The following is a 13,148-nucleotide window of genomic DNA, read 5'->3' on the forward strand; positions in this document are numbered from 1 at the left end:
CTCATCAGGCACTACTTGATTCTTTTCTTTCATAATCTTCTTCATTTTGCAAATCTATAAAATAAAAAATACGCGACTCAAACTTGAATCCCGTATTTTCCATTTACACAAAATATTTTATAGTGCCTTGAATTATGGCACAAGACTACTTGAAACATGATATTATTTATTGTTTTATATTTATAATAATATCTTTTATATCCCTACATTTTCTAAAGTTTCTAAATAGTTGTGGTATATTTGAATTTGAATAGTTTTGATTTACAACATTAATCGTAATATCTGCATAGCTTCTAACTAGTGGCTTTATAGTTTCATTAATATATTTGTTGATATCAAGGGATTTATTTTCAAGAACAGATTTCTTAATTTTTTGCATTACTAAATGAGTTATAAATATATTTCCTAAAATTAGTATACGCTTACTTCTCTCTTCTGTCTGTTTGTTATACAATAAATCTAATTCACACTTTATTGCTCTGTTAATTTTAAGAATATGTTTCAACCTAGTAGGTGTCAATGATTCATTAAAAAGTTCAGTGTATGGTGCTGATGCTAAGGATTCCCACAACTTACCAACCTCTCTTTTAGCTTGAACAGAAAAAGTGACTTCTGTTTGACTTGCTGCAAGAGCAATTGCAGCTTCATCAAATGTATAATTATTATCATCCAAAGAAGGAATATCTATACCTCTTTTTAAATGATAATTAATACCATCAAGTCTTAATTCTTCTTTAAGTTTTAATTGTATTGGACACAAAGACACGAAATCTTTTTTCTCAACTTTATTTTGAGTATTATTTGCAATAGTTTGCCTTTTTGAGAAGTCAGAAGGAGCTCCTTCTAATGAAATAATTTTCACAAACACTTCGGCATTTGGAGAATTTTGTTGTGGATTTTTATAAAATTCCCCTATTGTCCCTACTGTTTGCGCTCCATTCACAATCTGAATATTCGTGCAACCAAAAATACCAAGATCTGTATTTGTACCACCAAAAGCAGTTTTATTTATGGAATCACATAATATCGAAATTCCATTATTGAAATATTTAAACAGTTCTGGTGAATTATTAAGTGTCTCATTCATAGCATTATTAGATTCGGTGTTGCCTAAAAAATGTCTAATATTTTTAGACAATAAGCTAATGCCATGCTTTTCCCATAACTGTGCTATTTCTGTTGCATCGACTATACCATATATAGATTTATATGGGTTAACTATTTGTCCCCAGCTCTTTATGTGAAATTGACAATCTATAGGACTAGCCAGTCCCTTCTTAAGAATATCATGAGCTTTGGCCAAATTGAAATCTATAAGTGAGGAAATTTCTCCTGACTCATTAAATTCTTTAATAAAAGGATTTAAGATTTTAAGACTTTCTTTGGATAAATTATTCCCTGTATATGCAATAACAAAATATAAATGGTATTGTGCATCACATAACGCTTGATCAATTAAACCCTGAAATCTTTTAATCTTCACCCCAAATTTATTGTATTCTCCATTACATAAATCTTCAATACCTTGAATAAATTTATGTATGTCACCTGTATTTATACTTTTATTACCATTAAAAGAAAATTTAGACTGGACAATCCACATCTTTTTTGAGATATTATCAATATAAACTAAGTCTATACCATTATCTTCATACTCATCGGTTATACATGCGCAAACATCTTGAGGTTCATAATTACCAAGAGTAACTACTGCATATGCCGCATATGCTCTAGATAGAATATGAATATCTTTGTCTTCATCTGTTGCTTTAATATCTGATGCATCTACAAAACGAATGTAATTATCTGTAAGATGCTTTCTTATTTGATTTACTTGTAAATTTGCCATCAACCTGCGATTTTATATAACGTTATTATTCTCTTTACAAATTTCTTCAACTCTTCAGAATTAGTTATCGCATAAAGTCTAAACCTCATCAATTTATAACTAATTTAATAGAATCTGATATTGATTTATTGGTATTTGATTTGAATGTATTAATATAATCTTTCTTCTCAATAATAAATGGAATAATAGATTTTACTTCTCCACTTGAAAGACTATTAAGCATATCTAAAGTTGTACTCATAGCTGAGAATCTATGATAATCCTTTGATATCTCAAAAGCAAATGCAAGAAGTTCTTTTTTGATTTGGATATCAGATGTATTATTCATTATCATAAATGCAAAATGTACTAATACATCCACATCCTCCCACTGAATATAATAATCATTATTTTCTGAGAATGTATTTAGCAATATATCCTTGATAATATTTACCTCACTTTTTTTATACCTTAGAAATATTGTTAAATCCTGCATTTTCAGCATTCTTATACTCTTTATAAGCAGGCCAAGTTCTCCTTGAATTTTGAGCAAATAGTTATACACCTTATCAACAAAATCTTTATCATTAATGCCCAATCTGTGATTAGATATTATCTCTTCTACTGATATTTCAGTATTGCGGTATAACAAGCATAATTTTATTGCATTGATAACTTCCCCTACATCTTGATATCTATCATCAGGAGATAGCTTTGTACACTTGTCTATAATCGAAAATATATCAGCCGTGACTTTTTTACTATCCATCGCAAATGGGGATTCTCCATCTGTAAATATAAAATATAATAATTTTCCTAAAGAGAAGATATCACTCCGTTTATCTGCATCTCTTCCCTTACCATCAATATATATCTCTGGAGCCATATAATCGTATGTTCCCATATATTTATCATCAGTAGGAGTCAAACAAGGAGTATCACGTTTAATAAATTTCCCAAGACCTAAATCTGACACTTTTATTTTGTCATCAACAATAAGAGCATTACCAGGTTTAATATCTCTATGAATTATTCCTTGATCATGTAGCCCTTTTAATCCATCACACAATTGCAATATATAATCAAATTTTTTCTCTTCGGACAATCCTCTTTCAACAGCATTTTCAAGCGATTCATCACATAACTCCATTATAAAATAAGGAATTGAAGCATCAATATCTTTATCAATAATTTTTACTATTCTATTATTGTTTATTGTTTCCATCATTCGTATCTCTCTCTTAAATCTTGAGACATACTCATCATCTGTTGTGTTACATATTTTTAAAGCATATTCTTTCCCATCTTTCTCAACCTTAAAAACAATACCCATACCACCATCTCCAATATACTCTTTTATTGTATATCCTTTTATTATATCACCTATTTCCATTTTTTCAATCAATTAATTATGTTATGTACCAATTATCTTAAATACAGTTATTACCTTTTATTAAACTCTCATTTAACTATGTTTTATTCTTAATGCAACCAACTATATCAAACATATTTATTCAATTCTTCAATCAATAAATGTACAGTAGTCGAAGATTCTTCCATGGCAGGATTTCCATTTGAAACCTCGTTAAGTACTACATTTGCGTTCTTTATTGCCTGTGATTGCAGGTGATAAAGCCTATTATACATGACAGTACCAAATCCTTCACTTTTTGAATATGGCATTCCTATAAGTTTTGACAGCATATCTGCATAATTCTGGCGATGGAGAGGACCTCGATAGAGATTAAAATGCAATAGAAACCAATACTCAAATGCTTGGTTACTGTAAGCAACACGGAAACCGTTCTTTTGAGCCAAAATTATTGCTTGATTGAAGTCCTTTGCAGGAAAATCATCCTTGTCAAAAACAACCCAACACTGATCATAGTAATGCTTCTTCTTTTGTTCGGTATCACGTATGCTGATTGCCTTATTGACAAGACTTATAGTATTCATTGCCTGACCTATAGCTTTGACTGTGGCAGTTGTCATACGGAAAGCCTTAAAGTAGTCTGGTTCTGTACGTACCCCTTCACATACTATGAGAAAAGACTGTTTTACATTTCTCGTTCCCTGCTTTCTGGTCAGACTGCCTGAACGATGGTCCTTTTTTGTTTGTCTTCCCATACTCATTCCTCCATATTAAAGACCCTCTCCATTTCACCGATAATGGGAGTTGCACCATATTTACCCAGCAGATAATCCCTTTCAAATGGAGTATTGCTGCGTACTTTATATTCAACCAGTGAATACGCTTCAGTAGAACCGAAACTGTTTTTCTGTGTAAACCATATCTGGTCACGGCGAAACATACCAGCGCTTAACAAGAAGGTATCATGAGTTGTAAAAAGTAGTTGTGCACCCTTTGGGTTTGTTTTTGCCGAATTGAAAAGGCCGATGATTTTACGAACCAACAGAGGATGAAGCTTTGAATTAAGTTCATCAATAACAAGAAGTTTTCCATTATCCAAAGCATCAATGATAGGATATGACAAAGAAAAATATTTTATTGTACCTTCCGATTCATTACTGCTGAATGAAAAAGCTACACTATTGGTTTCTTTTCCCTCATCATCATATTGCCGGTGAGTACTAACGATACGGTTATCTGTTTTTACGATACTGTCTATCCCCAGATCTGCATATTTTGCAAAGTTAGTAATACGCAAACGGAGATTCTCATCATCCATAGACTTTATAGCCTGTTTCCACAGTCTTTCCTCATCATTGCCAAATATCACATGCATATCATTCAGCCATTGCAGGATACTGACTGCTATCGGTTCATTGAATTGTGCCCCAGTAGACAGCAGTAAAGCATTGTCACGCACCATTTTCTTGTTTACAAGCTCTATCAATAAAGAACTTTTCTGATGAACAGTGGTTTCTTCTTCTGTCCTGTAGAATATTTCAACTTCTTTGGCTCTCTTTTTATTTGTGCGCTGGTACAGCCATTCGGCACGTACAGCTTTGCTGTCAACCTCAAAACCATAACGGTAAGTGAAACCTTCAACAATAAAGGTTGCCTCCATTGTAGTCGGCTCATCCATTGAAGTGGTATTCAACCGGAAGTTCTCTACATCAATTGCTTCTCCGGCCTGACTGTTTTTGAAAGAGTCCGTGATAAAACGCCTGTAAAAAGCAATAGCCTTTAGAACATTTGATTTTCCTGAAGCGTTTGCACCATAAATCACTGCACTCCGTAATACAAATAATCCGGTATCGGGTACAGTTATCATATCATTTGACTCGGTAAGAACATCTTTAAGAGCAGTTGCAACAAAGGATATTTTTAACTCATCCTTTATTGACAAGTAATTACTGACACAAAACTCTAAAATCATAAACTTAACTCCTTTTTTTGCAAGATTTCTACAAAAATAAGAGTTAAGTTTTGAAAATCCAAAAGATAACTGTAAATAATTGCTTGACGAATACATTTAAAAGGATTGGATTTTTCTGATGATAATTTATTATTGTAAATTCTCAATTAAAATAAGCCTTTCTGCTCAGGATATTGTTTGTATCCGGAAGTCATTTCTTCCTTCATGTCCTGTACTTCAGCGACAACCTCAGTTTCAAGATCCAGTCCGAAAGTCTCCTTCAGCTGGAGATAATCAAAGCATAATGCCTTCGGTCGGTTTACCTTTACCTTCTTAACCTGCTCTCCATTCACAATGTCGATGGTATAGTCTGGAAGTCCGCTGGGCAGAAGTATGGTAAATCTGTCCTGTTTCAGACCCAAGTATGAAGCATGGGATTTCAGGTAGGACATGATGGTGGACCAGTTTGAACGGTTGGAGGTTGAACCTGCATTCCGGCTGTTGAACAGTGACGCCACGGCTGCCGTGTTCAGATAGAGAATAGGACGTGCCTCCTTAAACTCTATATCTTCTTTTACAGACAATGGACGGAAGGATTTCATATACCTTATGCGGTAATGTGCCTTCTCAATACATTTCCCTGAAGTCTGGAATCCCTGAAGCATACTCCAGAAGTCTGCTATCTCCGAACTTTCCTGAGCCAGTTCATTCTGATTTCGTATTCCTTTGATTGCTGTATCAAACAGTTCCACATAGCTGAAAGGTACGTCAATGACTGTCTCCAGTGTCCTGAAGGTGGCCAGTGGAATAACCCAGTTACCGAATATACGGTCATGGATGGTTTCATTATCCAATTTCGCAGCCAGCTCACGCTTGGTAATGGAGTATATTTCCGGAAAGTTCTTTTCAAACAGTTCCCGGTGTCCCAATATCTCCAGGGTAAGATGGGTAAGTCCCATGTTGCAGACTGATACAAGGTCTTCATAAGCCCTTTTCTCATTCTGGTTGAATGATGTCTTTGAAAAGGCAAGGAAGATAACACGGGTATAGAGTGCCATGTCCTGAGTCGGCTTGTCCTGACCACATAAAGCTACACCTGTTGTGACAATGGTCTGGGCTGCCATACCGTCCGTATTTGTATTCTTCTTTGTCTGGCCGCCACCGCCCCATAGTCCTTTCAGATAGGCTATCTTGCGGATGTCGAGGTCGTTCTTGTATTCATCAAGCACGGCAAGGGTATTGACGGCCTGTGATACACGGTCGTTCATGGCCGGTACGGAAGTTACACCGAGATTGGGCGGATCCACTCCGTGCAGAAAGAAGGACTGGAGGGAAACAGCCAGGGTTGTCTTACCGGTTCCTTTTTCACCGAAAAGGTTCAGGATGGGAAAGTGGCGGGTACATCTGAATATGATGTCACGGAAGAGAGTGGCAAGAAGGTAACAGAAGGCTACGCTTGCATTCTCACCGAACACTTCCATCAGTCTTTTTACGTAATCATATAGTTTTATCCCGTTGCGGTTCTCATGTACCATGAGTCTTTCAAACTGGAATATCTCCGGATTGTTGAGATAGATTTTTGAAGTGGCCGGTATATAGAAGGCCATGCCGTTGATACCACGGACTATACCCAATTCGTCAACAGCATTGAATGTGCCTGCAAAAAATATTCCGTTTCCAAAAGCAAAGAATCCTTCAGCTGTATTCCAGCCGAGTTTTCTGATACGTTCTGCCGTATCGGTCTTTGAGTACAGGTATTCCTTTACACGGTTGAGTTTGTCTATCTTGGCCAGCCATACATAATTGCCCAGTGAACCAACCTTCTGTTGGAAGTTGCTCAGCGAGCATAATTCAGACTCCTTCAGTTCTATGACTCTGCATACATTGTACATATTCCTCATACGGAAGATTCTGGTTCCGTTTATCTCATCCTCGATATGGAACAGTGGTTCCATTATGAAGTTGGAGATTCTTGACGGTTCATCATCATCTTCACCGATGGAGTAGTAACAGTTTTCCCTGACGAACAGACCGAACTGGCGCAGCAGTTCAGCTTCACGCTGCATCTCGTTCATGGCCGCAGGTTTGTCGTTCCTTCTCCTGGCTTCCCCGCGTGCCTGGGTAACGGCATCACGCCATAGCTTTACCTTGCCGTGCAGTCTGGAGAGTTGTTCTATGCACTGGTCATACACAAGCTGGTCTTTTATATAGCGCAACAGGTCTGCTATTTCCGCAACACACTTTCTTTCCTCTACCATGGAACCGGCTACCAGAAAACGTTTCTGTGCCAGCCAGATGATAAAATGCTTTTCTTGAAGTGAGGTATAATCCTCCCTGCTGCGGATATAGCTGTCGGCATCATTCTTGACATATTGTACTTCACCTTCTGCCTCGGATGGTATTTCTGCAAAAGGAAGTTCCCTGACTGTTACATGGAATCCTTTTCTTATGGCTGCAGCCCCGTTGGTCATCACCGCCTCAAATCCCGGTCCGTATGGCTTGCCTTCCGCAATATCTGAATCAGGAATGAAACAGAGTGAAGATACATATTTCTTCAGCTGTTCAAACTGGCTTTCACTCCAGGCTGTTCCAAGTGACGCTACTGTATTGTCGTATCCAATCGACTGCATTCTCAGGACATCAGGAGCACCTTCCACAATGATATAATAGTCGGCATCACGCAATCTGACGGCACGGTCAATACCGAATACTGTTTCTCCCTTGGAGTAAATCATGCTTGTTGCCGAGTTGATATACTTGGGAGCTTTCCTGTTGTCTCCGATGTATCTGGCCGTATAGGCAATGATGCGTCCCCATCTGTTTCTCACGGGAATCATGATACGCTGTCGGAACATGGCGTATGTGTTTCCGTCCTCGCCACGCTTGAACATACCGAGTTCGTACAGCAGTTCTTCGTTCAAAGCCTTGTTTCTGCAGAAATCCATAAAGGCCTGACCGTCCTTCGGTGCATAGCCTATTCCGGCAAAGGCACAGAACTCCTCATGCCACCGGCCGTATGCGTAGGCTCTGGCATCAAGGCTCTCTTCCCTGTCTGTTGCTCTTAAATTTTGCAGGAAGAAAGACTGTACTGTATCGAGAACTGTCAGAAGTGACTCCCGGTGCCTGGCTTCGGCCAGCTGTTCCTCACTGCGCTCTTCACTGATGTATTCTACCGGAATATTATGGTTCCTGGCAATAAATTCCACGGCGGCACTGAAGGAAAGGTTTTCCTTTTCCATTATAAACGTAATGGAATCACCGCCACGGTTACAACTGAAACAATGGAAGAGATTCTTGCTTGGGGTAACGGCAAAGGAACCGGTCTTTTCAGAATGAAAAGGACAAAGCCCCATCAGGGTTGAGCCTTTTCTGGACAGTCTGGCATAAGGACTGAGTACGTCTTCTATGGCAAGTTCCCTTACTTTCCGTATGGTTATTTCGCTTATCATAACGTACTGAGCAGGTTCCAACAATCGATTATTGACTGGCCGGAGTATTTCGGACGGCTGATATTATTAGGATTGAGCGGTTGGATATACCCGTTTTCTCTGTATTTTTTGAGTGTCTTGTTGCTGATACCGAGTTCAGCACAGGTGCGCTTGACTGAATAGACACCGTTTGGATCGCACGCTGGTCTGATTTCTTTCATTATTATAAAATCATTATGAATGTGCGATACAAATACCTGTCCGACTTTATTTTAAACTATAAGCTGGCGAACAAAGGTTACTGACGCACATTCCTGTACCTACTATAATTGTTTTCTTTATATTTCATAGAGTATCACGGCTAAATTAAACATATATAGTTTACCACTATTAAAATATTAGCCATAATATGTTTATCATTTGTCTTTTTTGACTGGTCTTTCAGTCTGTTTCGACTGACTTTCATCAAAATAGTCCTGGGTGGTACGCTGCAGGAGCCTGAGGTCTGCCGTGCGGTATTCCACCTTACCGGGTCTTTTATAGGAAACCACCTTTCCCTGACGTTTCCATCTTTCTACATTCCTGCGGCCAAACAGCTCGTATGCCTTCCTCTGGCTGATGAATTCAGGATCATCCTTGTCGGCTTTCAATTGCCTGACAATTCTGGAGGAGAGGTCATTCAGGAATGTTTCGTATGGTATAAGATGGTCCAGAAACTGTAATATCTTCATATAAACCTGATTTGGTTTCTATACTGTTCGTTTTACCGTGATGGTTTGGTTTTCTCTGTCAGTCCTGGTCTTAAACTGACGGTTATAGATGGCACCAAGCTCTGAAGCCTGTGTACGGACGCTTTTCAAACGTGAAATGGGAAATGAAACGGATTCACCTACTTCAAGGGCAACAAGTGCCGGACGGATTTTTTCTAAGTTTTCAGACATAATTGTTGGATGTTTAATATTTAATGTTTAACTTTGTATTCACCAAATGAATAGGTTACACTACAAAGTAACATAAAATGGTTTATATAACCAAATATTTGTTTGATGATTTATTGTTTAAGATATATTTATTGAAGGAATCGCATGGATAATGACATAAAACACGTGCATGTAGGTCAGGCTATCGACAAAAGACGCAACGAGCTTGGATTGAGCAAATCTGAGCTTGGGCGCAAAATAGGTGTACCGCAGCAGCACATAAACCGCATACTGGAAAGGGAGACAATGGAAACGAGCAGGCTTATTAAAGTCAGCGAAGCATTGGACTTCAATTTCTTTTCCCTTTTCTGTCCGAGACAGCATCATATATCAGCACACCTTGCAGCCGTTTCATTGGATGGAAATGCAAATAATCTGATAGGTGATGCAGAACTGGCCGTACAGTTATCTAGCGAAAAGAAAGAAACAGAGAACCTGAGGGAAACAATCAAACTTCTGAAAGAGCAAATAGAGAGTCTGAACTCACAGATTTTACGTCTTGATTCAAACCTGAAGGATAAGGACGTGATTATTGAACTATTGAAAGATAGGAAATAAACAATACTGAAATTTAAATGAATGCGTCATCTCGTTACAGAGAGGTCAAATCATTCATCCTTAATATCTATTGCAACTGTTCCAAGCATTGTATCAAGATGCATACAGATTACATACACAAATATTGCATCTTATTGAAATACAGATATGTATTGGAGAGGCTCAAGCTGCGATAGAATAATAATGCTAAGAAAGTAGCAGCTTTAGAAAAAAGTCATACCAAAGCGCATACACTTCACATACACCGGCAATGTAACCTATTGGGGAATAATCGTATATGAAAGTGGCGCAGGCTGCTATTGAGGAAGCATAAGCAATAAAGGATAATATTTGATTTAGGCTGTAATGGACTGTTTTTCAGACATTACAGCCTAAGTTGTCTTTATTTGGAATAATTGTTGTAATGCTCTTCCTTATCCTTAAACGGAAAAGGAAGCAGAGAAATTCTTCTATTTTCTTGAAGGGCAAAAAGAACAGAACAGTAACTGCATAAGAGTTCAATCACGAAGCTGCAGGAAATATCAGTTTCATCATATAAAGTATATTTTTTAGCAATATGAGAATTTTCAATTTATTAATTGCCATATGTTTATCAATACCGGCGTATAGTCAGAGTTTTAATCTTAAAGGTAAAATAATTGATGAACAAAAAGAGAGTATTCCATTTGCCAATATAGCACTATACCATTTAAGTGACACTGTGAACATTGAAAAAGGCAGTGCTTCTGATTTGTTAGGAAATTATTCTTTTCAAAGCGTTGAATCTGGAGATTATATATTACAGATCTCATATATAGGATACAAGACAAAGTCTATTCCTGTCACTATAGACAAAGATGTGGTACGGAATGTCATTCTTGAAGCTGATACACAATTAATAGAAGAAGTGGTGGTTGAAGGGAAAAGAAGTATCCGTAGCATAGATAAAACATCATATACTTTCTCTGATACTCAAATTGAAAAGGCTGAAAATGGACGCGGGCTTATTGCAACTTTGCCAAACCTTCATATAGATAGGACGAGTAACACTTTATCAACTATAAACGGTAAAAACATCCTGATTTTAATAAATGGAATAAAGGCGACTGATGATGACTTAAAACTGATACCTGCAGATAAGATTAAGAATGTAGAGATTTATGATGTACCTCCTATGCGGTATATTAACGATGCGGAAAATGTAGTCAACGTCAGAACAAAACCTTTGGATACTGGATGGAATGGTAATATATATGGAACGTTGGGACAGATGTTTTCCAATGCTTCTATTGCTTTGTCCTATATCAAAGGAGATAATAAACTCACGCTTAATTATGGCACACATATCAATATGAAACGTGATATAAAAGACCTGGAATCAGGCTACTATAATTATGCAATTAACGATGATCAATATATCTATGATTATATTCGTGAAAGTCAGTCATGGGGTCATCAACATAATATCGGACTTACCTATTCTATCAGTAAAGAAGACAATTATGATTTCCAAATAAAAGCACTTGTAAATACTTCTGATGAAAAGCTGGATGCCAATAAGAATATTCTGTTTAAGCAGAACGAATTTCAGGAAGAACGTACTGGTACATTAAACGATTACAAGAAAACATTAGTTCCGACATTTGATGTATATTATTCAAAAATACTCCCAAAGAATAATTCGATATCATTTAATGTTGTAGGTAGCTATTTCGACAATGAACAAAAGACACATTCGATGGAAAGTGGCAGTACCGGTTTTGATGATAAAATGTCCATAAATAATCAAAAGAAAACACTTATCGGAGAGTTTGTATATGAGCATGGATTTACAAGCGCAAATTTGTCCTTTGGATATCGAGGACATTTTAATTTTCTAGCAAATAAACTAAAAAACTCAATGTCTGAAGAGTTGCAGAAACAGAATATAAATACACAAAAGCATTATGCTTATAGTGAGATAAGCGGAAAACTAAAATCATTCATGTACCGTGTCAGTTTAGGGGCCAATTATGATATGCAATCTGAAGGAAACGGATTTCATAATTTGACATTTACTCCACTGATTATGGCTGGATATAACATCAATGATGCAAATAGCATACGTATTACATATAATTCCAGTACACAGATGCCGGACATGCTACAAATGTCTGATGCAAGAATCTTGATAATGAACAATTTCTATCAGACAGGTAATAAAAACTTGGAAAACTCTCACCTGCAGTCATTGAATTTAAGTTATGACTTGTACTTGAAAAAGTTTTCTTTATCGGCAAATTTATTTTATGATTATACCAGTAATAGTCTATTCGATTCATATCAATATGGCGATGATTGCATACTGTTTCAAACAGGTAACGCTGAAAAAGACATACGGAGAGGTGTTGAAATCAATCTAAATTACACACCATGGGAATTTCTCCGTATCGGTGGAAGTATAGGAGCCAATCAACAAATTTTTCAACCTTCAAAAGAGATCCAAGAATTTAATTATTGGTCATATCCTGTTTCATTATACCTTTCTGCCCAATATAAGAATTTCTCATTTGATCTTTACCAAAAATTTGGCGGTACATTTTTATCAGGACTTTATAAAACTGGGATAGAGAAAGTCTCGTATGTTAACTTCGGATATACATACAAAAGTTTTAATATAAACCTTCAATGTTTTTTCCCATTCATAAAAGACAAATATTTAAACGAAACCATACCTGGCAGTATAGTTTATCATAAGACAGATTACCATATAAAACGAAAGGATCATGCGTTTGCATTAAACGTCTCGTGGAATTTTGGTGTCGGCAAAAAGAAAAAATCTGTGCGGCAGAATATAGAAAACTATGATAGTGATAATGGACTATTCAAGATAAAATAAACAATACTTTCTTCAATTGTATCTGCCAAGCTAAGTAATACAATAAAGAGGGATATTCAGTAAATGTCCCTAAAAAGTAAGGTGGCATATAAAGTCGATAGAGTATAATCACTTTATATGCCATTGCTATTGCCCTTTTTCTGTGTTTTTTCATATAATCCTATCAGTTGGACA

Annotated in this window: 10 protein-coding genes; 2 read left to right on the forward strand and 8 right to left on the reverse strand. The window is 36.7% G+C overall.

The window, feature by feature from the left end:
• Nucleotides 1-166: 166 nt before the first annotated feature.
• The 8 genes from H3001_RS17310 to H3001_RS17340 form a co-directional block, all read right to left on the reverse strand.
• Nucleotides 167-1,849, reverse strand: coding sequence for an AIPR family protein (locus tag H3001_RS17310; protein WP_008157776.1), 1,683 nt, complete (start codon nt 1,847-1,849; stop codon nt 167-169).
• An 88-nt stretch (nt 1,850-1,937) separates the two neighbouring features.
• Nucleotides 1,938-3,221, reverse strand: coding sequence for a serine/threonine-protein kinase (locus tag H3001_RS17315; protein ID WP_008157774.1), 1,284 nt, complete (start codon nt 3,219-3,221; stop codon nt 1,938-1,940).
• A gap of 107 nt (nt 3,222-3,328) precedes the next feature.
• The gene (locus tag H3001_RS17320; protein WP_008157772.1) at nt 3,329-3,961 is read right to left on the reverse strand and encodes an RloB family protein; all 633 of its coding nucleotides are present in this window, start codon (nt 3,959-3,961) and stop codon (nt 3,329-3,331) included.
• Nucleotides 3,958-5,172, reverse strand: a complete 1,215-nt coding sequence (locus H3001_RS17325) for an AAA family ATPase (RefSeq protein WP_008157771.1) — start codon at nt 5,170-5,172, stop codon at nt 3,958-3,960. Before H3001_RS17325 ends, H3001_RS17320 begins: the two co-directional genes overlap by 4 nt.
• Nucleotides 5,173-5,318: 146 nt before the next feature.
• A complete protein-coding gene (locus H3001_RS17330) occupies nt 5,319-8,600 on the reverse strand; it encodes a DNA primase (RefSeq protein ID WP_181215604.1) in 3,282 nt (1,093 codons plus the stop codon).
• On the reverse strand, nt 8,597-8,800 hold the full coding sequence (locus tag H3001_RS19545; protein ID WP_005815674.1) for a hypothetical protein: 204 nt from the start codon (nt 8,798-8,800) through the stop codon (nt 8,597-8,599). Before H3001_RS19545 ends, H3001_RS17330 begins: the two co-directional genes overlap by 4 nt.
• Before the next feature lie 195 nt (nt 8,801-8,995).
• Entirely contained in the window at nt 8,996-9,310 is a 315-nt protein-coding gene (locus H3001_RS17335; protein ID WP_008157769.1) for a hypothetical protein, read from the reverse strand.
• A gap of 18 nt (nt 9,311-9,328) precedes the next feature.
• On the reverse strand, nt 9,329-9,520 hold the full coding sequence (locus H3001_RS17340) for a hypothetical protein (protein WP_005815678.1): 192 nt from the start codon (nt 9,518-9,520) through the stop codon (nt 9,329-9,331).
• Nucleotides 9,521-9,664: 144 nt separating this feature from the next.
• Here H3001_RS17340 and H3001_RS17345 point away from each other — a divergent pair, with 144 nt between their 5' ends.
• Both H3001_RS17345 and H3001_RS17350 read left to right on the forward strand, forming a co-directional pair.
• Nucleotides 9,665-10,117, forward strand: coding sequence for a helix-turn-helix domain-containing protein (locus H3001_RS17345; protein ID WP_008157768.1), 453 nt, complete (start codon nt 9,665-9,667; stop codon nt 10,115-10,117).
• A 556-nt stretch (nt 10,118-10,673) separates the two neighbouring features.
• Nucleotides 10,674-12,974, forward strand: a complete 2,301-nt coding sequence (locus H3001_RS17350) for a TonB-dependent receptor (protein ID WP_181215605.1) — start codon at nt 10,674-10,676, stop codon at nt 12,972-12,974.
• The last annotated feature ends 174 nt before the right edge of the window (nt 12,975-13,148 follow it).

This window comes from Phocaeicola faecicola (genome assembly GCF_013618865.1).
Lineage (GTDB): Bacteria > Bacteroidota > Bacteroidia > Bacteroidales > Bacteroidaceae > Phocaeicola > Phocaeicola faecicola.

What these genes read in the sequence shown, in the direction of transcription:
- H3001_RS17310 (WP_008157776.1), bottom strand. Translation starts at nt 1,849, where the DNA reads ATGGCAAATTTACAAGTAAATCAAATAAGAAAGCATCTTACAGATAAT.
- H3001_RS17315 (WP_008157774.1), bottom strand. Translation starts at nt 3,221, where the DNA reads ATGGAAATAGGTGATATAATAAAAGGATATACAATAAAAGAGTATATT.
- H3001_RS17320 (WP_008157772.1), bottom strand. Translation starts at nt 3,961, where the DNA reads ATGAGTATGGGAAGACAAACAAAAAAGGACCATCGTTCAGGCAGTCTG.
- H3001_RS17325 (WP_008157771.1), bottom strand. Translation starts at nt 5,172, where the DNA reads ATGATTTTAGAGTTTTGTGTCAGTAATTACTTGTCAATAAAGGATGAG.
- H3001_RS17330 (WP_181215604.1), bottom strand. Translation starts at nt 8,600, where the DNA reads ATGATAAGCGAAATAACCATACGGAAAGTAAGGGAACTTGCCATAGAA.
- H3001_RS19545 (WP_005815674.1), bottom strand. Translation starts at nt 8,800, where the DNA reads ATGAAAGAAATCAGACCAGCGTGCGATCCAAACGGTGTCTATTCAGTC.
- H3001_RS17335 (WP_008157769.1), bottom strand. Translation starts at nt 9,310, where the DNA reads ATGAAGATATTACAGTTTCTGGACCATCTTATACCATACGAAACATTC.
- H3001_RS17340 (WP_005815678.1), bottom strand. Translation starts at nt 9,520, where the DNA reads ATGTCTGAAAACTTAGAAAAAATCCGTCCGGCACTTGTTGCCCTTGAA.
- H3001_RS17345 (WP_008157768.1), top strand. Translation starts at nt 9,665, where the DNA reads ATGGATAATGACATAAAACACGTGCATGTAGGTCAGGCTATCGACAAA.
- H3001_RS17350 (WP_181215605.1), top strand. Translation starts at nt 10,674, where the DNA reads ATGAGAATTTTCAATTTATTAATTGCCATATGTTTATCAATACCGGCG.